This is a genomic window from Salinispora vitiensis, assembly GCF_000378825.1.
In the GTDB taxonomy this organism is placed as follows: Bacteria; Actinomycetota; Actinomycetes; order Mycobacteriales; family Micromonosporaceae; genus Micromonospora; species Micromonospora vitiensis.
Map to the genome: position 1 here is coordinate 1603634 of NZ_KB900388.1, position 25607 is coordinate 1629240.

Sequence of the window (25607 nt, forward strand, 5' to 3'; positions counted from 1 at the left end):
CGTTGCCTACCTTTCGCCTGCCTTCTCGGCCCTCGGTCCGCTCGCTCATGCGGTGTCTCCCGTCTGCGGCACGACGACCAGCAGCGGGCGGACCAGTTGCCGGTCCGGGTTCATGTCGGCGACCAGCCTCTGTTCCTGAGCGATACTCACCCGGCGTTGCTTCAGATCGCGGCGCTGGACCAACGCATCCGCCTCGTCCTGCCACTGGGCGAGCCGGTGGGACCACTGTTCGACCCGGTGCGCGACGTCCTTTTCGGCCGCCGCGAACAGGTCGCGCATCTGCGCGCGGGCGTGGTGCACGGCCGGGGCGATGAACCGGTCCAGGGCCTCCGCGCCCGGCACCGGACCGGGGTTGACTCGTACGGTGTCAAAGCCCAACGCGGCCAGTGCCACAGCGGCTGACGAATGCGGGGTCACCGGGGCGAACGACAGAGTGTCGGGTGCCGGGAACCCGACGGTCAGCCAGGCTGCCGAGACGACCTGCCCCCGGCGGTTGGTAAGCGTGCCCAGCAGCAGCACGGTAGGGTCGTCGACGTCGCCACGAACGGCGAACACCTGGTTGCGGCCCAATCCCGCCAGAGCGCGGTCCGAAGCCCAGTCCAGCACCGGATGCAGCGGACTCAGGTAATGCGCGTCTGGCCAGCTGGAACCCGTGTCGTCGCGAAGCGCCTGTTCCAGCCGATCCTTGCCCCGGGCGAGGGTGGTGGCCAGGACGAGCCGATCGGTGACCCGCCGGTCGGCCAGGTAGCTCTGCGGCAGGACGTCGAGGCGTTGCACCAGGTCAGGTGGCGGGGTCAGCTCGGCGGTGCCGAAGGCGGGATCGCGGCGCCAGGCGACACCGTTGTTGCTCGGCGGCCCGGCCGGGTCGACAAAGGCGGCTTGCAAGGCCTCTTCCAGGTATGAGACCTCGTCGGGATAGAGCCCGGAGCCTGTGGCCCCGGTCGTCTCGGGCAGCGGCACCGTATCGGCGTCATCGGCGTCCACGATGCCGAAGAACACCGCCGACAGGTCGTCACCGCCAAGCACCTCGTCCGGCGTGCGTACCACGTCGTCTAAGTCACGCTGCCCGGCCAGAACGGCACGGATGGCGTCCTCCTCGCCCTTCACGTCGTACTGGCCCATCAACGAGGCGACGTCGCCGAGCGCCCGGTGTGCCTCGTTCTCCTTGTCGACCAACTTCGCCAGGATGCGGACGTCGCCGGCGAACCGGCCGCCGTCCGGCTCCAACAGCAGAGCGGTGATCCGGGGTGAGTGTTGCTGCCCGTATCGGTCGATGCGGCCGTTACGCTGCTCGATGCGGATCAGGCTCCACGGGATGTCATAGTGGATCAGCTCGTGGCACTGGGCGTGCAGGTTGACTCCTTCGGACGCGACGTCACCGGTGACCAGGACACGCACTGCGGCATGCTCCTGCTTGAAGGCGTCCACGATCTGCTGCTGCTCGTCGTCGGGCAGGCCACCGTGCATGATCCCGACGGCCCCGGCGGGCAGGCCGAGTTCGGCCGGCAGATGCTCGTGCAGCCAGGTGAGCGTGGCTACCCGTTCGGCGAACACCACCGCCCGCGCCGGCGAACCCGGCGCGACGCCGATCTCTCGAAGCCGCTGGACCAGCTCGGCGTACTTGGCCGATCCCGCCACCAGCGCCGCCGTGTTGAGGCCGGCCAGCCTCTCCAAGGCCGTGCGCTCCCGGTCTGCGGCGACGTCGTGCCCGAGGCGACCCAGCCGCTGCCGGATCGTTTCCGCCAGCGCGGCCGGCGACGACAGGAACGCCTTGGCCAGCGTCCACGGGAACAGCGACGCGTTCTGCCCGGAGTACGGAGTCCGCCGGTCCGGTGGCCACAGCCACACGTCCTCCAGCTCGTGAGCGACTGCGTTCTCCGCCGGGCTCGCGGTCACCAGCACGTTCTCCGGCTCCTGGCGTTCCGCCCAATCGGCGCCGACGACGCTGGCCACCTCATCGCTGTGCCGGTGGCGACGGATCACCAACCGCTCGATCTCGGCGGCCACCAGCTCGCCGCCCGGCGGGGTGGCGGACGGGTCGAGCAACCGGACCAACTCGGCGAAAGACTCCTTGCGTCCGTTGTGCGGAGTCGCCGACGCCAAAACCAGCGTCTCGGCATTGCGGGACAACGTGCGGGCCAGCCTGTTGTTCTGCGTGGCCGAATTGGCGAGGTTGTGCGACTCGTCAATGACGACAGCATCCCAGCGCTGCTTCTTCAGGCTGGCCGCGTACCGCTCCGACTTCAGCGTGTCGATCGAGATGATCGCGCGCCGGAAGTAGGTGAACGGGTTCCGGTTGGCCGGAAGCTTCTGCCGAACCCGTTGAATGCCGGCCGTGTCCAGCCGGACGAACGGCAGCGCGAAACGCGACCACAGCTCCTGCTGCATCTGTTCGAGTACATGCCGGGGCGTCACGACAAGGATCCGCTCACCACGGCCCCGGCGCACCAGCTCCGACAGGATCATGCCGATTTCCAGGGTCTTACCGAGCCCGACCGCATCGGCCAAAAGGATCCGGGGGCGCAGGTTGTCCGGGTCGAGCGCCTTGCGCACGGCGGTCTGCTGGTAGCTCAACGGAGTGGCGAGGGCCTGCGTGGCAACGGTGAGCGAACGATCGGCGAGCGGAACGGCGGTCTTGCGGTAGGTGGATTCCAACCAGAGACGGGCCTTGCGGTAACGGGGGCTGTCGTCCGCCACGACGGTCGCGGCTGCCGGGTCGAGTGGCGCGATCCGGTCGAGGGAAGCATAGAAGCTGGCCGTGACGTCCCGAACCAGTTCGCTCAGTCCCCGGACGTGCACGAGAAGCCCGTCGGCCGTTTCCTCCGCTGTCCGCACCAGCCATTCCTCGTCGCGAATGACCACCACCGACCCCGGCGCCACGTCGAGTGCCGCCCCGGAACGGGCATCGTCCACAGTAATTCCTCCCCCATCGAGCCGCCGGCGCCGGTAATCCTATGTAGAAAGTGGTCAACTGGAGACCCGTCGTCCGGGCCTGCTGACCGGATCAAGAGCGCTCCCGGTGGTACGAGTGGTGGAATCACCGCAGGCTGAGCCGGTCAAGGCACGGTGATACCCCCGAGAACCTCGACCCGGGAAGCCCGCTCGATACGCCCACGTATCGCGATCCCCGTGACTCGCACCTGTAGCCGGCGCCCGTGCGCCTCGACGAGCCGCTGATAGAGCACATCCGGCAGAAGTACCCGGACGGACCGCTCCGAGGAGCCGTACACGGTGCGGATCGGGCCCCGCACAGTCGCCTGACCGCCCTCGCCGAGGTCCCGCCGGAGCTTGCTGACCTGACCCTCGACCGTGACCTCGCCGTCCGGAACGGCCACCTTGAGCTGCTCTGCCGCCGTGTGCAGCACCTCGATCCGGCGGGTACTGAAGCGGAACGAACGAGCCGGCACCGAGGAGGGGAGCTGAGCAGCCCAGTTGAACCTGACGTCGTAGGGGACACCGTCGCGGCCGAGTTTGGCCAGTGCGTCGCAGACGTTCGCCGACACGCCCTCACCGGTACGACGCAGGAAGAGCCCGAGATCGAAGTCACGCTGCGCCTCACCCGAGGCGGCGAAGCACGCCCTTACCGCGCGGTGCATCTGCAACGACACCCGTCGGGCGAGCGGCGGATCGGAAGTTGCGTCGGCCCGTGGAACGGCGAGCTGCGCCGCGATCGCCCAGCTCCCGGCACGTGGCGTTCCCAGCCGCACGGTGCGGGCGAAGTCGAGCGCACTCTCCGGCCTGCGCCCCTGCACCAGCATCGGCTGCTCGCTCAGCAGGGAGTAGGTGGAGGAGACGACCAACTCCCGCACACCCGCCAACGCATCCACCGCGTTGAACAGGGGAATCGTCCCGGATGGGCCGCCGGGCAGTAGCCGGAAGGAGAGCGTGTCCGCGCCGGTGGTCTCCAGATCATCGAGGAGCAGCCGGATCGGGCGCTCCTCGACGGCGGCCACGGTGGTGAGGAAGTCGGAAACGCGACTCGCGTAGTCGCGCAGGTCCCGATCGCCGGGAACGAGCACCTGGAAGTCTCCGTCGGCCTCGTGCCGTGACCAGAGGGTCGCCCGCTCGAGATGCTGTTCCGGTGTCCAGCCGGTCGACGACAGATAGCGGCTCAATGTCTCGGGGGCCAGTCCCGACACGGTGTTCAGCTCGTCAGGACTCATGGCGGCATACGGCATCACGACGCCGACACCCGTTGCGTAGGAAGGGGTTCGAGAAGCGCCCGCAGGCCATCGACGGTCAGCAGGTTCCGCTTCGGCACGGAAACCGTGACTTTGCGCTGCGCGGCTTGGTCGATCAACGGCCGCTCCCGCAGCGACGCCCAGTATCCGCAGTGACTGAGTCGCAGGGATGTCTCGTCCGCCTGCGCGTACTGACCGGCGTCCGGAGGAATGATGATCAAGAAGAGATAGCGCGACACCGCGAACCCCTCACCGGCGAGGTTGTTGTAATGACGCACGTTCATGGGGTAGAGCCAGTCAAGGTCGGTCCCTGTGGGGCAGGACCAGGACTTGACCTGCGCCTCGATCTTCGGAAAGCGGACTGTGCCCCGCGTACCGGGAAAGTCGATGGAAAAGTCCACTCCGGTGTGGTCGACGTCCTGTTGACCGGCGATCAGGCCGGCGGCGCTGGCCAGGACACGCACGAAGCTCTCGCCGAAATAACCCTGATGGTTGTGCTTGTCGTAACTCATCCACCTTGCCCCAGGCCCACACCAGACGCGTTCCAAGGGCGTAAACATACTTCTGGTTACCGTTGTTGAGAAGCCCTCACGCTGCCGCCACAGATCCGGTCGGTGCTCTGGGCTGCCACCGGTCAGGGAACTGCCCGAGGTGGACCTGGGCCCGACGCCAGCGGCGGTACTGCACCGGCTTCTCAACGGCTTTGCCGAAGCGCCATCACACCGATCGGTCATAGCGCTCGCTCAGCCGAGCGGGGTGCCCTACGTGGCCATGGGGTCAGTTCTCGGCACGGGTGCCGGTCGGCAGACGAGTCCGCAGGGTAGCGCCCCGCTCGGCCTCAACCCGTCTTGCCGTACTCGGCGGTCTCCTCGGGCGCGATGAACCCGGACTCCGCGAGGACGGCGTACAAGGGCGGAGTTCGCGCGCCCTTGCTGAGGACGAACCAGTCGCGGGCCGATGAGGCACTATCGTTCTGGCGTGCACATCCGTTTGAGGTCCCGGCCGATCCCGCCTACCCGAGCCGCGTGGCCGCTGCGCTCACCATTGATCAGCTACGCAAATATTTATACCTCGGCGCGGCGCTGGCAGCGGCGGGGACGGTCGGCCTCGCCGTATCGCGCAGCCTCGGGTGGGGCGACCAGATCCAACCGCTGTGGCTGACGATGCTCATGGGCGGCCTGCTGGCGATGCTGTACTGGCCATGGGTCCGGCTGCGCGCCCGGCGTCGGTCCAGTGACTACGTTGTCGAGGGCGCCTATGAGATCACTGACGACAACATTCTGATGCGCAGCGGCTCGCAGACCAGCGGCATCGCCTGGGACGGGGTCGATCAGGTTAAGGCCACCCCCGAGTTCTGGATCCTGTACGTCGGTCAGATGCCGGCGACCGTAATCCCCCGTCGGTTGCTGTCTGCCGAGGACGCCGAGACGCTGCGCGCCTACCTGGCCGAACGCGGACTGCTTAGGAAAACGTGAGCTGCCCCCGGCGGTTCAGCGCCGGGGAGCTTCGCGAGCAGCACGAACCGGTGGTCGACGGCAACGGCCGCGGCGGCCCCGTCGTAGAAGGCCACCTCGACGCCAGAAACGGCAGCTACCCGGTACTGCGCCGCTTGTGCCGTCCGCGCGCTGGCTTGACCTCAACCTCACGCGAGGTTCTAGCCTGCTTCCGGAGGTACGGCATGAGCATGGAAGTGACCGCGTGGATGTCGCTGCACCACGCGATGAACGTGCAGGACGAAGGGCCTGCTGCACCGATGGGTGACAGTTCCAGTTACGCGGCCTGACTGGCCGGTCGGGTCATGATGGTCTCGTACTCGATAGGGGTCAACCGGGACAGGGATCGTTGCCGTCGGCGACGGTGGTAGGTCCGTTCGATCCAGGTCACGATCGCGGTCCTCAGCTGCTGGCGGGTGGTCCAGGTCCGCCGGTCGAGGACGTTGTTCTGCAGCAGGCCGAAGAAGGACTCCATGGCGGCGTTGTCGCCGGCGGCGCCGACTCTGCCCATCGACCCGGTCACGTGGTGCTGGTGCAGGGCACGGACGAATTTCCGGCTGCGGAATTGCGACCCGCGGTCGGTGTGCAGCACGCAGCCGGCCACCTCACCACGGCGGGCTACGGCGTTGTGCAGGGCGTTGACGGCCAGCCTCGATGTCATGTGTGAGTCGATGGAGTAGCCGACGATCCGGTGGGACCACACGTCCTTGATCGCGCACAGATACAGCTTGCCCTCACCGGTGCGGTGTTCGGTGATGTCGGCCAGCCACAACCGATTCGGGCCGTTCGCGGTGAAGTCGCGGCACACCAGATCGTCGTGCACCGGCGGACCGATCTTGCCGCCCTTGCCCCGACGCTTGCGCTTGCTGAACGCACTCCACCAGCCCATGCCGGAGCATTTCTTCCAGGCGGTGCGCTCGACCATCGACTGGCCGGCAGCGCGGGCCTCATCGGCCAGGAACCGGTAGCCGAACTCCGGGTCGTCGCGATGGGCGTCGAACAACGCGTCCGCCCGATACGCCCACGCCAGTTCGGCGTCAGTAACACGGCGGACACGCCACCGGTAGTAAGGCTGACGAGCGATGTTCAGTACCCGACACGTCACCGCCACAGGGATCCCGTCGGCGGACAGCTCGCTCACGAGCGGGTAGAGCCCTTTCCCGGCAGATGCGCCTGCGACAGATACGCCGCGGCCCGGCGCAGGACCTCGTTCTCCTGCTCGAGCAGCCTGATCCGCTTGCGGGCCTCCCGCAACTCGACCGACTCGCTGCCACTGACGCCAGGCTTGGTCCCGGCGTCGATGTCGGCTTGGCGCAGCCACGTGAACAACGTCATCGGGTGGACCCCGAAGTCCTTGGCGATCTGCTCGACCGTGACGCCAGGCTCCCGGTCATGAGCGATTCGCACCACGTCAGGGAGTGTGGATCTAGAGATCCACACTCCCGCAGAAGGGTGCGGACGGGGTACGACGATTCTCTGCACTTTGTTTGTGCGGTTAGTCGGCGCCCGATGCTGTCGGGGCGGCGTAGCCGAGCAGTTGCATGGCAGCGCGGTTGTCGGCGCGGGACCAGAACAGCTCATGGAGGTCCTCAGGCAGTTCGTCGCGGTGGCTGCCGGTATGGCCACGGCGAAAGAACTGGTGGTCGGTTCGGCGCAGTTCGGCGAGGGACGGGATCGAAGCGCCCGCTAGCGGTGTGAGTTCGGGGGCCATAGCGGCAACGACGGCTTGCACGGTCGCGGCTGGTGCACGGGTCAGGTCCTCGTAGCGCAGAACGCGTCGGTGCGCGACCGGTGGCTGGAGCCAGCTAAGGACGTTGCTGCCCCAACTACCGGTACCAGCCGGGCTCTGGCGAAGGATCTTTGCGCGGAGTTCAACCTCGTAACGGCTCGAATCGTCTTCACTAGCCTGGCGCGCCCAGGAGACCAGAGCATCGCGACCGTCACGGATCAGACAGATGGCGCGGTCATCGTCATGAACGTCCGCGTCACGCTGCCGGTGGGTCTTGATGAAGTACGCATCGGGCGCCGCCCGCAGCTCGTCGAGAGGTGCAGAGCGCTCGGTGAAGCCGATCAGATCCGGCCCCAGACGGGCGGCCACGCCATCAACATGGTAAATCGTTGACGTACGGAGGCCGTACAAGCGGCGCAGGACGATCCGCAGGAACGTGTTGCCCGAGCGGGGGAACGACGCGACCCACACAATCATCCACGAACTGTAACGATCTGATGCGCAGGGCGTGTGGACGCCAGTGCCTGCCAACTCACCCGATGGTGGGCAACCGCCCACGGCCCAACCCTCTACCACCGGCACCGCGGCGAGGAACCGACGCAGCCACGACCACACGGTACGGAGGTGGCCCTGGGTAGCCAGGACCACCTTGGGTGTGGAGCCCGGGCCGCGACTGCGCCGCCTGGAGTTGGCGATTCTCGGCCAGGACCACCGTATCGGCGGCGCGCGGCGGCCCGAGCGGGTCGACCGGCTGCCCCGGCGCACCGTACGACTGCTTGGCCGTGACGCTGCCCTCGACCTCGTCGGCCGGTCGTTGGTCGAGAGCCCGGTGGTCACCCTGGTCGGGCCGGGCGGTATCGGCAAGACCGCGCTCGCCGTCGCGGCCGCCCAACGGGCCCGGCTGGAGCACGGCGCCTGGCTGGTCGACCTGACCGAGATCACGACGGACCAGGACGTTCCCCAAGCTGTCGCCGCGGCGGTACGCGTCGAGGAGGGCCCAGGCCGGTCGCTGAGTGAGTCCATTGTGTTGGCCTTGAGTTCCCTCCGGGCGCTGCTGGTGCTCGACAACTGCGAACACGTCGTGGACGGCGCAGCCCGCCTAGCCCAGGCCGTCGCGGACGGCTGCCCGCAGGTGCGGGTGCTGGCCACCGCCCGGGAACCGCTCGGCCTCAACCACGGTCACGAACGGCTGGTCGCCGTGCCACCCTTACCCGCGGCCGGGGCCGGCGCCGACCTGTTCGCCGAACGTGCGAACGCGCTGACCGGCGCGGCGGGCACGACGGACGCCGTACGGGAGGTGATCGAGGAGATCTGCCGCTGCCTCGACGGGCTTCCCCTCGCCATCGAGCTGGCCGCCGCCCAAACCGTCAGTCACACCCCGCAGGAGATCCGGGAGCGTCTCGACGATCAGCTCGGGCTGCTGGTCGGCGGGCGGCGGACCGGTGCGGACCGGCACCGCACCATGCGCGCCACGATCGAATGGTCCTACCGGCTGCTCACCGCGGCCGAACAGGACCTGCTGCAACGGCTGTCGGTGTGCACCGGCCCAGTCGACCGGGCCGGAGCCGCGGCCGTTGCCGCCGGCAGCGGCCTGAAGGTCAACGATGTGCTGCACCGCCTCGTACAGCGCTCGATGGTGGCCGCCGAACCCGGCCCGTTCGGCCAGCGGTTCCGGTTGCTGGAGCCAGTACGCCAGTTCGCCGCCGAGCACCTCGCCGCCGGACCGACGGCCGCATCCGCCCGGGCCGCACACACCCGATACGTACGGGAACGGGTGGTCTCGCTGCACGACCAGCTCACCGGCCTGGCGGAAGCCCAGGGGGTCGCCCGGCTGGACGAGCTCTGGCCCAACCTGCGCGTAGCGGTTGACCGGGCTTTTGCCTGCGGCGACTACCGCCTCGCCCATGACCTGTTCCGGCCGGTCTGCACCGAGGCCGCCCGGCGGCACCGGCACGAGATCGGGCAGTGGGCGCAACGCCTCCTCGAACAGGCACCGGCCGAGGAACGGACGCCGGCCGAGGACCGGACGCCGGCCGAGGACCGGCTGCGGGTCGAGGACCGGCCGCGGGTTGTGGCCGGCCTGATCGCCGCCGCGTCCCGCTATCACGTCCGTCAGGAGCCGGCCGGGTTCGACACCCTGGTCCGGCAGCACTGCGATCCGGACGACCCGGTAGCCCGGCACCTACGGGCCAACGTCCACGACGACTACGCCGCGCAGATCCACACGGCGCCCCCGGCGCTGGCCGAGCTGCGCCGGCTCGGCGCCGAGGATCTCGCCGCGCAGGTCGAGGTCGACCTCGGCGTAGCGTTGGTTTTTCAGGGGCAGTACGCACGCGGCGAAGCCCAGCTCACCCCGCTCATCGACCGGTTCCGCAGCCACGGCCCGCCGACCCTGCTGCACTGGACGCTGATGCTGCTCGGATTCTCCGCCGCCTTCCAGGGGCGACGGGCTGCCGCGGACCAGCTGTTCGACCAGGCGCTCGACGTGCCGCTGCCGGCACGCACCCACTCGCCGAACCAGTCGGTGCGCGCCCAGGCGTTGTTCCGGCGCGGCGACCGCAGAGCCGCCTATCAGCTCCTCCGTGCCCACGTCGAAGAACTGCTCGAGGCCGACAACATGCACGCCGCCTGCGTGGTCATGATCAGCTTCGTCGCGATGATGACGGCAGTGGCACGCTTCGCCGACGGGGCCCGGATCCTGGCCTTCCTCGACACCACCGGCACGCTCGACAACGCAGCCTGGGCGGCCATGGTCGCCGACGCCAGGGACAAACTCGCCACCTTCGCCCCCATCCCGAACGGATCCATGATCCTCGACCAGCGGCAGGCCCTCGCCACGATCGGCAACACTCTCGACGACCTTCTTGTCGAACAGGCCAGCCCGGTCAGATGCTAAGGGCTGTCTCGTGACGGTGAAGGCCGTTGCCCGGCACCGGGTTGGCGTCTGCTGCTGCCTGCACCGCGACGACGAATGTGCGCCAGACAGGGCTCGGCTTCCCTCAACGCTTGATCTTGGTTGTGGCTCAGCGGCGAGCAGGGTCCTCCTCGGGCCGGATCCAATCGAAGGTGCGCTCCACCGCCCGTCGCCAGTTTTCCCGTTCCCGTGTCCGGACTGCGGCATCCATCTCCGGCACCCATCGGGCAGCCGGATGCCAGTTGCTGCGCAGGCCCTCCAGGTCTGGCCAGTACTCGACCGCAAGCCCGGCTGCGTATGCGGCCCCGAGGGAGACCGTCTCGGCCGCCATCGGGCGCACCACCGGCACTGCAAGTACGTCCGCGACGAACTGCATCAGCAAATTGTTCGCGGTCATCCCGCCGTCCACCCGCAAGGCGGTCAGCTCCAGCCCGGAGTCGGCGTTCATGGCGTCGACCACCTCACGGGTCTGCCACCCGGTCGCCTCCAGCACGGCCCGGGCCAGGTGCCCCTTGGTGATGTATGAGGTGAGTCCGACGATCGTGCCGCGCGCCTCGCTGCGCCAGTGTGGGGCGAAAAGCCCGGAGAAGGCGGGCACAATGTAGCAGCCGCCGTTGTCGTCGACCGTTCGGGCGAGGGTCTCGATTTCCGGTGCGGTGCTGATCAACTCCAGCCGGTCGCGGAACCACTGCACCAGGGATCCTGTGATCGCGATGGACCCCTCCAGGGCGTACAGGGCGGGCTTGTCGCCGATCCGGTAGCCGACGGTGGTGAGCAGGCCGTGCCGCGAAGGCACCGGCTCGGTACCGGTGTTCAGCAGCAGGAAGCTGCCGGTGCCATAGGTGCACTTGGCGTCGCCTGGGTCGAAGCAGGTCTGACCGAACAGGGCGGCCTGCTGGTCACCCAGGGCCGCCGCGATCCGGACGCCGGGCAGGACGGCTGTGGCGGTGCCGTACACCTCCGACGAGGAGCGGATCTGCGGCAGCATGGCCGCCGGCACGCCGAAGAAGCTCAGCAGTCTGGGATGCCAGTCGAGAGTGCGCAGATCCATCAACATGGTACGGCTGGCGTTGGTGACGTCGGTCAGGTGTAGGCCGCCGTCCGGGCCGCCGGTGAGGTTCCAGATCAGCCAGCTATCCATGGTCCCGAAGAGCACCTCGCCGCGTTCGGCGCGTTCGGCGAGGCCGGGGATGTGGTCGAGCAGCCAGCGCAGCTTCGGGCCGGAGAAGTACGTGGTCAGCGGCAGCCCGCACAGCTCCTGGATGTGCTCGGCGCCGCTGGCGCGGGAAAGGGCTTCCACCACCAGGTCGGTGCGGGTGTCCTGCCAGATGAGCGCGGGAGCCACCGGGACACCGGTGCGCCGGTCCCAGACGACCGTGGTTTCGCGCTGGTTGGCGATCCCGATCGCGGCGATCTGGTCGATGCTGAGGCCGGCCTGGTTGAGGGCGCGGGGAACGACCTTGCCGACGTTGCGCCAGATCTCCATAGCGTCGTGCTCTACCCAGCCCGGCCGGGGAAAGTGCTGCCGGTGTTCCCGCTGGGCAACTGAGACGAGATTGCCACGGCGGTCGAAGACGATGCATCGGGTGGACGTGGTTCCCTGATCGATGGCGACGACAAAGCGCTCGGTCATTACTCGTCCTTCGTGAAGCCGGGTGGTGGGTGACGGATCACCAGCGCGTGGCGCCGAGATCGCGGGACACCGCGCGGGCGGCGTCGCGGACGTACGTGACGAGGGCTGGGCGGGGGTTGCCGGACCCGTCGCAGGTGCGGTCCACCGGACCGGAGAGCCCGATCGCGCCCACGACCAGGCCGCCATAGCCACGGATCGGCGCGGCGATGCCGGCCTCGCCAGGGGTCATCTCACCGATTTCGGCCCCCCAGCCATTGTCCCGGATTTCGCTGAGGGCCCGGGTGAGTGCTCGTGCTTTGACCAGGGTGCGTCGGGTGTAGGGCTCGGGTTCGCGTTGCGTAACCGCGTTGGCGGCGCCCACGTCGTAGGCGAGCAGGACTTTGCCGAGCGCGGTGGCGTGCGGGGGAAGAAGGGACCCGACGTCCAGCGTCTGAAGGATGTCGTCGGGCCGGAACACGTGGTGGACCACAAGTACCTTGCCGTCCAGCAGAGTGCCGATACGGACCGCCTCGCCGCTGCGCGCGGCGAGTGGGTCCGCCCAGTTGATGGAACGGGAACGGAGCTCGTTGACGTCGAGGTAGCTCGTGCCGAGGTGCAGCAGCGTGGCACCGAGTTGGTACTTGCCGGAGGTCTTGTCTTGTTCCACGAATCCGACGTCTTGCAGGGTACGTATGATGCCGTGCGCCGTGCCCTTGGGCAGATTGAGAGAACGAGCGATCTCCCCGATGCCGAGCCGGCCGGAACTGCTGGCCAGCAGGCGGAGGATCGCCGCGGCACGCGCGATGGACTGCACCTGACCCGGCATGGGGCGGATGCTAGAGCGTTCGGGGCCAACGCAACAGTGTTCGGCATTGTCGACCGGGGTTCGTTGACCTGCCTCCTCATGTTTCCTACGGTTCACCGCACGGCGACGTCCGACACCTCGCCGACATCGCACGGCCCTCCGTCCCCCGGTCGCGGAGGTCCGCCACCCCCACCTGGAGACACCATGACACAGCGTGTGAGAGCGCCCGGACTCCTTGGCGAGTTGGCCGCCGAGTTCGCCGGCACCGCGATCCTGATTCTCTTCGGCGTGGGCGTCGTCGCCCAGGTCACTGCCGGTGGCACCGGTGAGTTCGACAGCATTGCCTGGGCCTGGGGCCTTGGCGTCGCGCTGGGCATCTACGTCGCTGGCCGGATCAGTGGCGCCCACCTCAATCCGGCGGTAACGCTCGCCCTCGCGGTGTTCAAGGGCTTCTCGTGGCGCAAGGTGATGCCCTATGCCCTCGCACAGACCGCCGGGGCGTTCGTCGCGGCCCTGATCATTCGCTGGAACTACAGCGAGGTGCTGCAGCGGTTTGACCCGGGCTTGACCAGCAAGAGCCAGGGCGTCTTCTCGACCCTGCCGGGTGCTGGCATCACCGAGTGGGGCGCCCTGCGTGACCAGATCATCGGCACGGCGATCCTGCTGTTTCTGATCCTTGCCGTAACCGACGCCCGCAACTCTCTGCCCGGTGCCAACCTTGCCCCACTGATCGTCGGCCTGATCGTGGTCGCGATTGGCATGGCGTTCGCCGTCAACGCCGGCTACGCGATCAACCCGGCCCGTGACTTCGGCCCCCGCCTCGCGTCCTTCCTCACCGGGTACGAGACGGCCTTCCTGGACCCGAGCGGATATCCGTATTTTTGGGTGCCCATCGTCGGACCGCTGGTCGGTGGTGTCATCGGCGCCGGCCTCTATCAATTGTTCGTCGGCCGATTCCTGCCGAGCGATGAGCCGCAGCCGGGCGCGAACAGCGCCGAGACTGCGACCGAAACGGCTGCGATGTCCGAGCGCGCCCGCGTCTGATCGACATATCCCGACGACCCGTAGAGGTGACATCCCGCATGGCTGACTTCGTTGGTGCGGTGGACCAGGGCACCACCAGTACCCGTTTCATGGTTTTTGATCACGGTGGTAACGACGTCGGTCGCCACCAGCTCGAGCATCAGCAGATCCTGCCGCGGCCCGGTTGGGTCGAACACAATCCGGTGGAGATCTGGGAGCGGACCCAGACCGTCATCCAGACCGTGCTCTACGAGCACCGCCTGACCGTCACCGACCTCGCCGCGCTCGGGATCACCAACCAGCGTGAGACCACCGTGGTATGGAACAGGCGCACCGGTCGGCCCTACCACAACGCCATCGTGTGGCAGGACACCCGCACCGACCGGATCGCCTCGGCACTGGAGCGCTCGGGGCGGGGCGACATCATCCGCCGTAAGGCCGGCCTACCACCGGCCACATACTTCTCCGCCGGCAAGATCCAGTGGATCCTCGACAACGTCGATGGGGTCCGGGAAGCAGCCGAGCGTGGAGAGGCCGTCTTCGGCAACACCGACACCTGGCTGCTGTGGAACCTGACCGGCGGCACCGACGGCGGCGTGCACGTCACCGATCCGACCAACGCCAGCCGCACCATGCTGATGAACCTGGACACGCTGGACTGGGACGACGAACTACTGTCGTTCTTCGACATCCCGCGCGCCATGTTGCCCCGGATCCGACCATCGTCCGACCCGGACTCCTACGGTGCCACCACGGCGCGTGGTCCGTTCACCGGATCAGTCCCGCTCACCGCGGACCTCGGCGACCAGCAGGCAGCCACCGTCGGTCAGGTCTGCTTCGCCCCGGGCGAGGCCAAGAACACCTACGGTACGGGCAACTTCATGCTCCTCAACACCGGCACGGAGATCGTCCGCTCCCAGGCCGGCCTACTCACCACCGTCTGCTACCAGTTCAGCGGCCAGGCGCCGGTATACGCCCTGGAAGGCTCCATCGCGGTCACCGGATCAGCCGTGCAGTGGCTACGCGACCAGTTGAAAATCATCAACACCGCAGGGCAGAGCGAGATCCTGGCCCGCCAGGTGCCCGACAACGGCGGAGTGTACTTCGTACCCGCCTTCTCCGGCCTGTTCGCCCCGTACTGGCGCTCCGACGCCCGCGGCGCGATCGTCGGCCTGTCCCGGTTCAACACCGACGCCCACATCGCCCGGGCCACCCTCGAGTCGATCTGCTACCAGAGCCGAGACGTCGCCGAGGCCATGGCCAAAGACTCCGGCGTACCGCTGGAATGTCTCAAGGTCGACGGCGGCGTCACCGACAACGACCTGTGCATGCAACTGCAAGCCGACATCCTCGGCGTACCGGTAAGCCGGCCCGTGGTCACCGAGACCACCGCGCTCGGCGCCGCGTACGCCGCCGGCCTCGCCGTCGGATTCTGGCGCAGCACCGACGAACTACGCGAGAACTGGAACGAAAGCCACCGCTGGCAGCCCACCTGGCCACCAGAACAACGCCAAGCCGAGTACGAACGCTGGAAGCAGGCCGTCCAACGCACCCTCAACTGGGTCGACGTCGACTGACCACCACCGGATCCGAGAAACCCGGGAGGCCGGCGTCCCCGCTGGCCTCCCAGACACAGGAGAGAGAACGCATGCACTCCTCGACACTGTCACTGGCCGCCCGCGAGCGGTCGCTGGCCGCGCTAAGCAGCGGCCCGGAACTGGACGTCCTGGTGGTCGGTGGCGGCGTCACCGGCGCCGGCTGCGCCCTGGACGTCGTCACCCGGGGCCTGTCGGTCGGTCTCGTCGAGGCCCGCGACTGGGCCAGCGGCACGTCGAGCCGCTCCAGTAAACTCATCCACGGTGGTCTGCGCTACCTGGAGATGCTCGACTTCGGGCTGGTCCGCGAGGCGCTGCGCGAGCGGGGCCTACTACTGCAGCGACTCGCCCCGCACCTGGTCCGGCCGGTGCCGTTTCTCTACCCGCTGCGGCACCGCGGCTGGGAACGGCTGTACGCGGGCGCCGGTGTCCTGCTCTACGACACGATGAGCCTTTCCGGCAGCAACTCCCGCGGGGTACCGGCCCACCGGCACCTGACCCGACGTGGCGCGGTCCGCGCTTGCCCGTCCCTGCGTCCGGAGTCGCTGGTGGGCGCGTTGCAGTACTACGACGCTCAGGTCGATGACGCCCGGCTGGTGACGTGTCTCGTCCGTACCGCCGCAGCCCACGGCGCGTACCCCGTTTCCCGAGCCCGGGTCGTGGGCCTCCTGCGCGACGGAGACCGCATCACCGGGGCGCGGGTCCACGACCTGGAGACCGACCAGGTCCTCGAGGTCCGCGCCCGGCAGGTCATCAACGCCACCGGCGTCTGGACCGACGAAATCCAGTCTCTCGTTGGGGAGCGTGGGCCGGTGCAGGTTCGCGCGTCGAAAGGTATCCACCTCGTCGTGCCTCGCGACCGGATCCGCTCCACCACCGGCCTGATCCTGCGAACCGAATCCAGCGTGCTGTTCGTGATCCCGTGGGGTCGGCACTGGCTGATCGGCACCACCGACACCGACTGGGATCTGGACAAGGCGCACCCGGCAGCGACCAGCCGCGACATCGACTACCTGCTGGAACGGGTCAACGAGGTACTGGCCAGTCCGCTGACCCGCGACGACGTCGAGGGCGTATACGCGGGCCTGCGGCCGCTGCTGTCCGGGCATTCGGATGCGACCGCCAAGCTGTCCCGTGAGCACACCGTGGCGAACCCGGCGCCGGGTCTGGTGATGGTCGCCGGCGGGAAGTACACAACGTACCGGGTGATGGCCCGCGACGCTGTCGACGAGGCCGTGCGGGGACTCGGCGGTGGGGTGCCGCGGTCCTGCACCGACCGGGTTCCCCTGCTCGGCGCCGAGGGCTATGTCGCCCGATGGAACCAGCGCCGTCGCATCGCGCGACAGTACAACCTGACCGTGGAGCGGGTTGAGCATCTGTTGCGCCGCTACGGCGCCGCCGTCGACGAGGTGTTGGACCTGCTGGGAGAGGATCCGACCCTCGTTGAGCCGCTCGACGGCGCCGACGACTATCTGCGTGTGGAGGTCGTCCACGCGGCGTCAGCCGAGGGTGCCCTGCACCTGGAGGACGTGCTTACCCGGCGTACACACATATCGATCGAGACGTTCGACCGGGGCCTGGCAGCCGCCCGACCGGCGGCGCAGTTGATGGCGTCGGTGCTCGGCTGGGACGCCGAGCGTGTGGACCGCGAGGTGGCGCACTACGTCGCACAGGTGGACGCCGAACGGATGGCGCACGACCAGATCGAGGACCAGGCCGCCGACGCGGCCCGGCTGGTCGTGCCGGATGTGGTGCCGCAGGTAGCACTCGCGGCCTGACCTGGCGCGCGCGCCGCATGCGTTCCGCCACGTCCCGCCCGACAGGCCGGAGTCAGCTACGGCCGACCCTGTGGGATTCCAAAGCCCGGTAACCGTGGTTGACGTGGGCAGATGTAGCGCTCGGCCATGCTGTTAGGCATCGTCATGACCTGTGTCGCTGCGCCTGCTCTACCTCGTGTTCTGCCGCATCGCCGGATGGCTCGCCCTCCTGGCCAGCACCGGTACGGCCAAAGACGTGGAGATCTTGGTGCTCCGTCACGAGAACGCGGTCTTACGCCGGCAGAATCCGACACCGCACCTGGACTGGGCAAACCGAGCGGTGCTCGCCGCCCTGATCAAATTCCTGCCCCGGGCATTGGCGGCGCACCGGCTCGTCACTCCGACCACGGTCATGCGCTGGCATCGGCGGCTGGTCGCCCGCCACTGGACATATCCCAACCGGTCCGACCGGCCGCCGACCGACCCAGCCATCACCGCCCTGGTCGAGCGGACGTCCCGGGACAACCCCGACTGGGGCTACCAACGCATCCACGGCGAACTGCTCGGCCTCGGCCACCGTGTCAGCGCGTCCACGATCCAGCGGACCCTCAAACGATTGGGCATCCCACCGGCGCCCGTGCACCGTGACCACACCACCTGGCGACGGTTCCTCCGCGCCCAGTCATCGACCATGTTGGCCTGCGATTTCATCCACCTGGACTGCACGCTCACCCTCAAGCGCCGGTACGTGTTCTTCGTGATCGAGGTTGGCAGCCGCTACATGCACATCCTCGGCATCACTGCCAACCCGGACGGAGCATGGACCACCCAGCAGGCCCGCAACCTGCTCATGAACCTCGGTGACCGCGCCGACCAATTCAGATTCCTTATCCAGGACCGGGCCGGGCAGTCCACCGCAGCCTTCGACGCGGTGCCGGCCCATGCCGGCGTCACCGTATACAAGATCCCGCCGCGAAGCCCGCGAGCAAATGCCCACGCGCAACGGCTCGTCCTCACCGTCCGCAGCGAGCTCACCGACCGCATACTCATCATCAACGAACGACATCTACGCCTGACGCTCGCCGAATATGCCAGTCACTACAACGGCCGACGACCACACAGGTCGCAGCAGTGGCAGCCTCCACGACCCGACCGGCCCGTCGTCGACCTGACCCACGAGCGGGTCAGACGTCGCCCAGTCCTCGGCGGGCTAATCAACGAGTACGAACGAGCCGCGTAGACGGCCCTGCTCAGAGTCGGTGACAGGGTTATGAAACCCCACAGGTTGCCGGAGGCGATGCTGCCGAAGGCGTACCGGCATCTGGCCGAGTTCCCGCTGAACGCGAACCACAAGATCGACCGCCGCAAACTGGCCGGCGACGCCGCTCGCAACGGGTAAGGGGTCGTACCGCGATCATCCGATTGATTGATTCTGCGTCGAGCGCGATGGGCGATGCGGGACGGGTGGTACGAACAGGAAGCTTCTCCCATGACCACAACGAGAATCCCCCGAACCACCCGCGGGCCGGTCATCGAAGTCAGCGAGCTCCACAAGGCGTACGGCGGCCGGACCGTGGTCGACGACGTCTCCTTCACTGTCGAGGAGGGCGAGGTCTTCGGGATTCTCGGCCCCAACGGCGCCGGTAAGACCACCACCGTCGAGTGCATCGAGGGCCTGCGGGTCCCCGACTCCGGCCGGATCCGGGTCGCCGGGCTCGACCCGGTCGCCGACCAGACCGAGGTCACCCACGTGCTGGGCGTCCAGCTGCAGGAGAGTGCCCTGCAGGCCAAGCTCACCGTACGCGAGGCGCTGGAGCTGTACTCCTCCTTCTACACCCGCCCGCTCGACTGGCGGCCGCTGGCCGAGCGGCTCGGCCTCACCGCCAAGCTCACCACCCGGTTCGGCAAGCTCTCCGGCGGGCAGAAGCAGCGGCTGTTCATCGCGCTCGCGCTGATCGGCTCGCCGCGCGTCGTGGTGCTGGACGAGCTGACCACCGGGCTCGACCCGCGGGCCCGGCGCGACACCTGGTCGCTGATCGAAGACGTCCGCGACAGCGGCGTCGCCGTCCTCCTGGTCACCCACTTCATGGAGGAGGCGCAACGGCTGTGCAACCGGATCGCCCTGATCGACAAGGGGAAGATCAGCGCGCTGGACACCCCGGCCGGCCTGATCGGCAAGTCGTCGACCTCCACGGTCATCTCGTTCACGCCGTCCCAGCCGATCGACCAGGAGATCCTGGCCGCGCTGCCCGGCTTGGCGACGATCGAACGCCAGGACGCCCGGATCACGCTGCGCGGCACCGAGGAGACCGTCAACGCGGTCATCTCGCTGCTCGCCCAGGCCCACATCCTGACCCACCAGTTCCGGGTCACCGACGCCACGTTGGACGACGCCTTCCTGGATCTGACCGAGGCGTCCTGACCACCCGCTGGAGAATGACATGACTGACCAGGTGACCACCATCGCGCCGCCCGCCCCGGCCGGCGGCCCGTCCGCCCGCTCCGCTGTCCTGCGCTCGGAGATCCGCCTCTACGGCCGGGACATCTCCAATGTGCTGCTGTCCATCGTCTTTCCGCCGCTGCTGCTGGTGATCCTCGGCCTGGTGCCGTCGTTCCGCGAGGTCAACCCGGACCTCGACGGCCTGCGAGTGATCGACCTGTACGTGCCCGTGGTGGTGCTGATCTCGCTGATCACGGCGGCACTGCTGATCTTTCCGCCGATCCTGACCAGCTACCGCGAGCTCGGCATCCTGCGACGCATGTCGACCACCCCGGTCCGGCCGTCCACCCTGCTGTTCACGCAGATGTGGCTGAATGGCGTGATGGCCCTGGTCTCCGCGGCGCTGTGCCTGTTCGTGGGCTGGCTCGCGTTCGACGTGGCCCTGCCCCGCCAGGTCTTCGGCTACGTGCTGGCGCTGCTGCTGGCCGGCGCGGCCAGTCTCGCCATCGGTGCCCTGGTAGCCGCCGTGGCCAAGGCCGCCCGGCACGCGACCGGCATCGGCGTGGCGGTGTACTTCCCGGCTCTGTTCTGCACCGGCCTGTGGATCCCGGTCCGGTCCATGCCGGAGGCGCTCGGCGACGTGGTCGAGTTCACCCCGTTCGGTGCCGCGGCCAACGCGCTCGGTCAGGCCGCGGCGGGCGACTGGCCGGACTGGAGGTTTCTGGTCGTGCTGGCAGCGTGGGCCGTGGTCACCTCGGCCGCCGCCATCCGCTGGTTTCGATGGGAGTAGGACGACCGTGATGCAGACTGAGGGCGTGACGATCGCAGGCACCACGCTCGACCGCCGGTGGGAGCTCGTCCTCAGGTGGCACCCCTACTACCTGCTGGCCACCAGCGTCCTGCTGGTGTCGTCACAGCTTGACCTGACCCCCGGCACGGACCAGCGCCTAATCACCGTTGCGGTGATCGTCGCGGCCGTCGTCCTGCAACTGTGGTGGGACCGGGCCCGTCGCTCGCGGACGGGCCCGGACGCCACCTCGGCCACGTATTTCGCGCTGCGCTGGCTGGTCAGCGCGGTGCTCGTCGGGCTGAACCCGTTCTTCGCGTTCTACGTGGCCACCGGCTACGTCGACAACACCGTGCTGATCCGCAGCCGGCGCTGGCAGGCGGTCGGCACCTTCGCGCACTCGCTGCCGATGGCGGCGGCGCAAGCCGGCGGGCTGCCCTTCGAGGACGCGGGGCAGTGGATCATCTTCTTCGGGTTGCTGCTGGCCAACAACGTGCTGCTGGGAATGATCGGCCACTTCGTCCGCAAAGAGGAGGAGCGCTCCGAGGCCCGCGCCGCCACCATCGCCGCGCTGGAACGCACCAACACCGCTCTGGAGGCGGCGATCGAGGAGAACGCCAGCCTGCACGCCCAACTGTTGCTGCAGGCCCGGGAGGTGGGCGTCGTCGAGGAACGCCGGCGGCTGGCGGCGGAGATCCACGACACCATCGCCCAGGACCTGATCGGCATCATCACCCAGCTGCAGGCGGTGTCTGGGACGAGCGACCCGCCCGCGGCACGGGAACACCTTGACCGCGCCGCCGATCTGGCCCGGCACAGCCTCGGCGAGGCCCGCCGGTCGGTGCACAATCTGGCCCCGCTGAGCCTGGCCCACGACACACTCCCGCAGGCGCTGCGCAACACGGTCGTCCAGTGGGCCGAGCGGCATCACACTCGCGCCGAGTTCACCCTTACCGGCACGGTCGTGGACCTGCACGACGAGACCGCCGCCGCCATTCTGCGGATCACCGAGGAGGCGTTGACGAATGCGGCCAAGCACGCCGGTGCCTGCCGGGTCGGAGTCACCCTGAGCTACATGGACGACGAGGTCACCCTCGATATCCGGGACGACGGCCCGGGTTTCGACCCGCACCGGCTGCCCCGGCGCGACAGGAACGGCGGCTTCGGGCTGGGCGGGATGCGGGCGCGCGCCGAGCGCAACTCCGGCACCCTCACCGTCGAATCCGAGCCCGGCTACGGCACAGCGATCTCCACCCGGCTACCGGTGCACTGGAAAGAGTAGGGCGAGTAGGGGGTGCCTCACCCGGCACCCCGGCGCGACGATCTCAATCTATACGGAACGGTCGTCGGCCCGACAAAGAGCAGCCTGCCATGGGACACCACTTCTCACTGATCCTGCAAAGGGTTATCACCGAGCAGGAAAGCGTCACGCTGAAGGAGAAGAGCGCCGCGAACGTCTCCTTCGCCAGCGCCGCCCTCCCCACCGATGCCACCGTCTCCGTCACCCGGGTCACCTTCGAGGACGACGTCACGCCGACCCTCGCCGAGGCCATCGAGGCGGGCTTCGAGGCGGTCAAGAGCATCCCCGACATCTCCATCCCCGGTCTCAGCGTGCCGGCGCAGCCCTCGGCGGCCGAGGCCGACGAGGTGCCCGCCGAGGTCACCGAGGCGTCGCGCTCATGAGCCCGCGCCGCGAAGAACTCTCCATCGACGACCTCAAGCCCATCCCGGACGAGGTCTTGGTCGCCAACTACTCGCCGGAGATGCCGTCCGGCTACGAGGATCCCGCCGAGGAGCGCCGCTACCGCAAGGAACGGCTCGTCGGCGCCCTGCGCCTGTTCGCCGAGTACGGCTTCGACGAGGGGGTGGCCGGCCACATCAGCGCCCGCGACCCGGAGTTCCCGCACCTGTTCTGGGTCAACCCTTTTCTCATCCCGTTCGCCCACGTCAAGGTCAGTGACCTCTCGCTGATGGACGAGGACGGCAACGTGCTCAAGGGCAAGTACCCGATCGCCCGGGCCGCCTTCGTCATCCACGCCTGCATCCACAAGCACCGACCGGACGTCGTCGGGGCAGCGCACGCGCACTCCATCTACGGCAAGGCGCTTTCCGCGACGGACCAGTTCATCGAGCCGCTCACGCAGGACGCCGCGGTCTTCTACCACGACCAGGCGTCCTTCGACGACTACACCGGCGTCGTGGTCGACCTCGACGAGGGAAACCGGCTGGCCACCACCCTCGGCGACAAGAAGGCCATCATCCTCGGATACCGGCAGCATACTGAACCGTCCTCCGGTCCTGCCCTGGCTGCGACTCCGGCCGCCCGACGCGAGGGCCAGCCACCGCCGGTAGGGGTGGGACGACGCCGCACCGGGGTCCTAGCACCACCGACCGGAGCGGGTCGCGGCCCCAGAATGGAGGAGTGAACAGAGCCTCCACGTCCCGGTTGCGGGCAGCAGCGCGGCAGGTCGCACCCCGGCTCCTCGCCGCGGGCCACGGCCTGGCCACGGCCGCGCTCTCGCTCACCGTCAACACGACCCTCTTCGCTCTCATGGCCACCGCGGTCGCGCTCGTGCCGGTGCTCGGCATCGGCGTCGTTCTCGTACCCCTCGCCGCTGAGGCCGTCCGTTGGCGCGCCGATCTGGAGCGACGGCTGGCCCGCTGGTACGGCGTCGACATCCCGTCGCCCTACCGGCCCGTCCCGGCCGCCGCCCCGCTCGGTTCCTGGCAGCGCTTCCGTCACGTGGCGGCGGATCCGGCGACGTGGCGGGACTTCGCCTGGCTGCTGCCCGGCGCGATCGTCAGCGGGTTGCTCGGCATCGTGGCGATCAGCCTGACCGTGTACGGCCTGGAAGGCACCCTGTTCGTTCCGGTGCTCCTCTACCACGTCCTAGACTGGTACGGCTACGGCGTCACCTGGCCGCTGGACAACCTGACCGAGGCCCTGCTGACGGCTCCGCAGGGCGTCTTCCTCCTCGTCCTCGGCCTGGTGGTCGCCCCGGCGCTGGTACGCACCACGTTCCGGTTCTCCCGGCTCCTGCTGGCCCCGACCGCGAGCGCCCTGCTGCAGCAACGGGTCGAACGGCTCACCACCACCCGGGAGGCGACCGTTGACGCACAGGCCGCAGAGCTGCGCCGCATCGAGCGCGACCTGCACGACGGTACCCAGGCGCGGCTCGTGTCGCTCGGCATCAACATCGGCCTCGCGGAGGAACTGCTGCACCGCAACCCGCAGAAGGCACAGCAACTGCTCGTCGAAGCCCGCGAGGCGAGCGGCCAGGCGCTGGGCGAACTCCGCGAGGTCGTGCGTGGCATCCATCCGCCGGTGCTCGCCGAGCGGGGTCTCGAGGGGGCCGTCGTGGCACTGGCGCTGACCCTGCCCATCCCGGTGCGCGCCGAGGTGGCCCTTGCGGGGAAGGTGGAAGCGCCCGTGGAATCCGCGGCGTACTTCGCGATCGCCGAGGCACTGGCCAACGTGGTCAAGCACAGTCGCGCCACGTCGGCGGCGATCGATGTCATGCACCACGCCGGCCTGTTGACGATGCGCGTGACCGACGACGGCGTCGGCGGTGCGGACCCGACCGGAGGCAGCGGACTGCGCGGGATCGAGCGGAGGTTGGCGGCGTTCGATGGGAGAATGATGCTGTCCAGCCCGGTGGGCGGACCAACCATCGTGACCATGGAGCTGCCGTGCGTGTTGTCATCGCCGAGGACCTCGCCCTCCTCCGGGACGGCCTGACCCGACTCTTGACCGCGTTCGACCTCGAGGTCGTGGACGCGGTCGACAACGGGCCCGCGCTGCTGCCTGCGTTGCTGAAGCACAAGCCGGACGTCGCCATCGCGGACGTCCGGCTCCCGCCCACGTTCACCGACGAGGGGTTGCAGGCCGCCATCGCCGCCCGCGCCCAGATCCCCGGCCTGCCCATCCTGGTGCTGTCGCAACACGTCGAGCAGATGTACGCGCGGGAGCTGCTGTCCGACCGCAGCGGTGGCGTCGGCTACCTGCTCAAGGACCGCGTGGCGCACGTCGGGCAGTTCGTCGACGCGGTACGCCAGGTGGCCGGCGGCGGCACTGTGATGGACCCCGACGTCATCGCGCAGCTGCTGGCCCGCCGCGGCAGCGACCAGCCGCTCGCCGCGCTCACCCCACGGGAACGCGAGGTGCTCGGCCTCATGGCGGAGGGCCGGTCCAACGCCGCGATCGCGAGCCGCATCGTCGTCACCGAGAAGGCGGTCAGCAAGCACATCAACAGCGTCTTCGCCAAGCTGGGCCTGCCGCCGTCGGACGACGACAACCGCCGGGTGATGGCGGTCCTCGCCTACCTGCGGGCCTGACCGGCAGGTTGTCCGGCCCCGCCGCGCGGACAGTGGTGGTAGCACCACCCCGGTTCGGGACCCTGCACTCCTGACCCGCCCGCCCGCATGACCTTGACTCGGAGCATCGGAGCAAGACCCGATCCCGAGAAGACGGAGGGTGCCATGTTCGGTCGTCGGCGTGTCGGTGAGGCCGTGCTGAGTGCGGAGGCGTTGCGACTGGTGGAGGTGCGGAAGACGTACGGGACGGCGGGCAACGTCGTGACGGCGTTGGACGGGGTGTCGCTGAGCCTCGCGACCGGTTCGTTCACCGCGGTGATGGGACCGTCGGGTTCAGGGAAGTCGACGCTGCTGCAGTGCGCGGCGGGATTGGAGCCCCTCGACAGCGGGACGGTTGTGGTGGACGGCCAACCGCTGGTCGGGCGGGGAGAGGCGCAGCTGACCCGGTTCCGGCGTGAACGGATCGGGTTCGTGTTCCAGCAGTACAACCTCCTGCCCACGCTGACCGTGCTGGAGAATGTCGTGCTGCCGCTCAAACTCGCCGGCCGGCGTGTCGACACGGAACGGGCTGGGCGGATCCTGGCACAGATGGGTCTCGCCGACCGCCTCCGGCACCGGCCGGACGAGCTGTCCGGTGGGCAGCGGCAACGCGTGGCGATCGCCCGGGCGCTGCTGGTCGAGCCGCGGGTGGTGTTCGCCGACGAGCCGACCGGCGCCCTGGACTCCCGGACGGCCCGCGAGATCCTGGCACTGGTGCGGGAGGTGGTGCAGGTGCACGGCCGTACCGTGGTCATGGTGACCCACGACCCGGTGGCCGCCGCCGCCGCCGACACGGTGCTGTTCCTGGCCGACGGACGGCTGGCCGGGCACCTCGCGAGGCCGACGCCGGAGGCCGTCGCCGAACGACTCACCCACCTCGGGAACGCCGCCCGCGACGACGTCACGCTGGAGGTGTGA

At 68.7% G+C, this 25607-nt stretch carries 21 protein-coding genes and 1 pseudogene; 15 read left to right on the forward strand and 7 right to left on the reverse strand.

What is annotated here, in order from left to right:
• Positions 1-45 precede the first annotated feature (45 nt).
• The 3 genes from SALPAC2_RS0107470 to SALPAC2_RS0107480 form a co-directional block, all read right to left on the reverse strand.
• On the reverse strand, positions 46-2913 hold the full coding sequence (locus SALPAC2_RS0107470; protein WP_018216030.1) for an SNF2-related protein: 2868 nt from the start codon (positions 2911-2913) through the stop codon (positions 46-48).
• A 143-nt stretch (positions 2914-3056) separates the two neighbouring features.
• Complete coding sequence (locus SALPAC2_RS0107475; RefSeq protein ID WP_018216031.1) at positions 3057-4178, reverse strand: hypothetical protein; 1122 nt, start codon at positions 4176-4178, stop codon at positions 3057-3059.
• Positions 4178-4693, reverse strand: coding sequence for a DUF4365 domain-containing protein (locus SALPAC2_RS0107480; protein ID WP_018216032.1), 516 nt, complete (start codon positions 4691-4693; stop codon positions 4178-4180). Before SALPAC2_RS0107480 ends, SALPAC2_RS0107475 begins: the two co-directional genes overlap by 1 nt.
• Before the next feature lie 513 nt (positions 4694-5206).
• On the opposite strand from SALPAC2_RS0107480, the gene SALPAC2_RS24615 reads away from it, so the two are divergent.
• Entirely contained in the window at positions 5207-5656 is a 450-nt protein-coding gene (locus tag SALPAC2_RS24615) for a YcxB family protein (protein WP_033662075.1), read from the forward strand.
• A 295-nt stretch (positions 5657-5951) separates the two neighbouring features.
• Here the strand turns inward: SALPAC2_RS24615 and SALPAC2_RS0107495 are convergent.
• Positions 5952-7108 (reverse strand): IS3 family transposase gene (locus SALPAC2_RS0107495; protein ID WP_085981294.1). Its coding sequence is split into 2 segments (ribosomal slippage): positions 5952-6833 and positions 6836-7108, totalling 1155 coding nucleotides; the frame shifts between segments, so codons are not numbered across the junction.
• Positions 7109-7169: 61 nt separating this feature from the next.
• A complete protein-coding gene (locus SALPAC2_RS0107505; protein ID WP_018216037.1) occupies positions 7170-7880 on the reverse strand; it encodes a sulfotransferase domain-containing protein in 711 nt (236 codons plus the stop codon).
• A gap of 172 nt (positions 7881-8052) precedes the next feature.
• Between SALPAC2_RS0107505 and SALPAC2_RS24620 the strand changes: the two are divergent.
• Positions 8053-10299 (forward strand): annotated as a pseudogene (locus SALPAC2_RS24620) (ATP-binding protein); the annotation flags it as partial.
• Between the two features lie 127 nt (positions 10300-10426).
• On the opposite strand, the gene glpK (SALPAC2_RS0107515) reads toward SALPAC2_RS24620, so the two are convergent.
• Together glpK (SALPAC2_RS0107515) and SALPAC2_RS0107520 are read right to left on the reverse strand one after the other, a co-directional pair.
• Positions 10427-11950: a glycerol kinase GlpK gene (gene glpK, locus SALPAC2_RS0107515; protein ID WP_018216039.1), complete on the reverse strand. Its 1524-nt coding sequence runs from the start codon at positions 11948-11950 to the stop codon at positions 10427-10429.
• Between the two features lie 37 nt (positions 11951-11987).
• Entirely contained in the window at positions 11988-12755 is a 768-nt protein-coding gene (locus tag SALPAC2_RS0107520; RefSeq protein WP_018216040.1) for an IclR family transcriptional regulator, read from the reverse strand.
• A gap of 183 nt (positions 12756-12938) precedes the next feature.
• Here SALPAC2_RS0107520 and SALPAC2_RS0107525 point away from each other — a divergent pair, with 183 nt between their 5' ends.
• The 13 genes from SALPAC2_RS0107525 (at position 12939) to SALPAC2_RS0107585 (ending at position 25607) form a co-directional block, all read left to right on the forward strand.
• Positions 12939-13778 carry an MIP/aquaporin family protein gene (locus SALPAC2_RS0107525; RefSeq protein ID WP_012184592.1) on the forward strand — a complete coding sequence of 280 codons (840 nt, stop codon included), beginning with the start codon at positions 12939-12941 and terminating at the stop codon, positions 13776-13778.
• Positions 13779-13816: 38 nt separating this feature from the next.
• The gene (glpK, locus tag SALPAC2_RS0107530) at positions 13817-15334 is read left to right on the forward strand and encodes a glycerol kinase GlpK (protein WP_018216042.1); all 1518 of its coding nucleotides are present in this window, start codon (positions 13817-13819) and stop codon (positions 15332-15334) included.
• A gap of 71 nt (positions 15335-15405) precedes the next feature.
• Positions 15406-17130: a glycerol-3-phosphate dehydrogenase/oxidase gene (locus SALPAC2_RS0107535; RefSeq protein WP_018216043.1), complete on the forward strand. Its 1725-nt coding sequence runs from the start codon at positions 15406-15408 to the stop codon at positions 17128-17130.
• A gap of 151 nt (positions 17131-17281) precedes the next feature.
• Entirely contained in the window at positions 17282-18349 is a 1068-nt protein-coding gene (locus SALPAC2_RS0107540; RefSeq protein ID WP_018216044.1) for an integrase core domain-containing protein, read from the forward strand.
• A gap of 30 nt (positions 18350-18379) precedes the next feature.
• The gene (locus tag SALPAC2_RS28175) at positions 18380-18508 is read left to right on the forward strand and encodes a hypothetical protein (protein WP_018216045.1); all 129 of its coding nucleotides are present in this window, start codon (positions 18380-18382) and stop codon (positions 18506-18508) included.
• A 90-nt stretch (positions 18509-18598) separates the two neighbouring features.
• A complete protein-coding gene (locus SALPAC2_RS0107550; RefSeq protein ID WP_018216046.1) occupies positions 18599-19531 on the forward strand; it encodes an ABC transporter ATP-binding protein in 933 nt (310 codons plus the stop codon).
• A 19-nt stretch (positions 19532-19550) separates the two neighbouring features.
• Positions 19551-20339 carry an ABC transporter permease gene (locus SALPAC2_RS0107555; RefSeq protein ID WP_018216047.1) on the forward strand — a complete coding sequence of 263 codons (789 nt, stop codon included), beginning with the start codon at positions 19551-19553 and terminating at the stop codon, positions 20337-20339.
• Positions 20340-20364: 25 nt separating this feature from the next.
• Positions 20365-21618, forward strand: a complete 1254-nt coding sequence (locus tag SALPAC2_RS0107560; protein WP_109745441.1) for a sensor histidine kinase — start codon at positions 20365-20367, stop codon at positions 21616-21618.
• Positions 21619-21707: 89 nt separating this feature from the next.
• Entirely contained in the window at positions 21708-22019 is a 312-nt protein-coding gene (locus SALPAC2_RS0107565; RefSeq protein WP_018216049.1) for a hypothetical protein, read from the forward strand.
• Positions 22016-22762, forward strand: a complete 747-nt coding sequence (locus SALPAC2_RS24625; RefSeq protein ID WP_018216050.1) for a class II aldolase/adducin family protein — start codon at positions 22016-22018, stop codon at positions 22760-22762. Before SALPAC2_RS0107565 ends, SALPAC2_RS24625 begins: the two co-directional genes overlap by 4 nt.
• Positions 22759-24075: a sensor histidine kinase gene (locus SALPAC2_RS0107575; protein WP_018216051.1), complete on the forward strand. Its 1317-nt coding sequence runs from the start codon at positions 22759-22761 to the stop codon at positions 24073-24075. The genes SALPAC2_RS24625 and SALPAC2_RS0107575 overlap by 4 nt, the downstream gene beginning before the upstream one ends.
• On the forward strand, positions 24027-24671 hold the full coding sequence (locus tag SALPAC2_RS0107580; protein WP_018216052.1) for a response regulator: 645 nt from the start codon (positions 24027-24029) through the stop codon (positions 24669-24671). Before SALPAC2_RS0107575 ends, SALPAC2_RS0107580 begins: the two co-directional genes overlap by 49 nt.
• A 144-nt stretch (positions 24672-24815) precedes the next feature.
• Positions 24816-25607, forward strand: coding sequence for an ABC transporter ATP-binding protein (locus SALPAC2_RS0107585; protein WP_018216053.1), 792 nt, complete (start codon positions 24816-24818; stop codon positions 25605-25607).

Coding starts and splice junctions, on each gene's coding strand:
- SALPAC2_RS0107520 (WP_018216040.1), bottom strand. CDS start 12,755: ATGCCGGGTCAGGTGCAGTCCATCGCGCGTGCCGCGGCGATCCTCCGC.
- SALPAC2_RS0107505 (WP_018216037.1), bottom strand. CDS start 7,880: ATGATTGTGTGGGTCGCGTCGTTCCCCCGCTCGGGCAACACGTTCCTG.
- SALPAC2_RS0107550 (WP_018216046.1), top strand. CDS start 18,599: ATGACCACAACGAGAATCCCCCGAACCACCCGCGGGCCGGTCATCGAA.
- SALPAC2_RS0107585 (WP_018216053.1), top strand. CDS start 24,816: ATGTTCGGTCGTCGGCGTGTCGGTGAGGCCGTGCTGAGTGCGGAGGCG.
- SALPAC2_RS28175 (WP_018216045.1), top strand. CDS start 18,380: ATGAAACCCCACAGGTTGCCGGAGGCGATGCTGCCGAAGGCGTACCGG.
- SALPAC2_RS0107475 (WP_018216031.1), bottom strand. CDS start 4,178: ATGCCGTATGCCGCCATGAGTCCTGACGAGCTGAACACCGTGTCGGGA.
- SALPAC2_RS0107535 (WP_018216043.1), top strand. CDS start 15,406: ATGCACTCCTCGACACTGTCACTGGCCGCCCGCGAGCGGTCGCTGGCC.
- SALPAC2_RS0107555 (WP_018216047.1), top strand. CDS start 19,551: ATGACTGACCAGGTGACCACCATCGCGCCGCCCGCCCCGGCCGGCGGC.
- SALPAC2_RS0107525 (WP_012184592.1), top strand. CDS start 12,939: ATGACACAGCGTGTGAGAGCGCCCGGACTCCTTGGCGAGTTGGCCGCC.
- glpK (WP_018216039.1), bottom strand. CDS start 11,950: ATGACCGAGCGCTTTGTCGTCGCCATCGATCAGGGAACCACGTCCACC.
- SALPAC2_RS24625 (WP_018216050.1), top strand. CDS start 22,016: ATGAGCCCGCGCCGCGAAGAACTCTCCATCGACGACCTCAAGCCCATC.
- SALPAC2_RS0107565 (WP_018216049.1), top strand. CDS start 21,708: ATGGGACACCACTTCTCACTGATCCTGCAAAGGGTTATCACCGAGCAG.
- SALPAC2_RS0107480 (WP_018216032.1), bottom strand. CDS start 4,693: ATGAGTTACGACAAGCACAACCATCAGGGTTATTTCGGCGAGAGCTTC.
- glpK (WP_018216042.1), top strand. CDS start 13,817: ATGGCTGACTTCGTTGGTGCGGTGGACCAGGGCACCACCAGTACCCGT.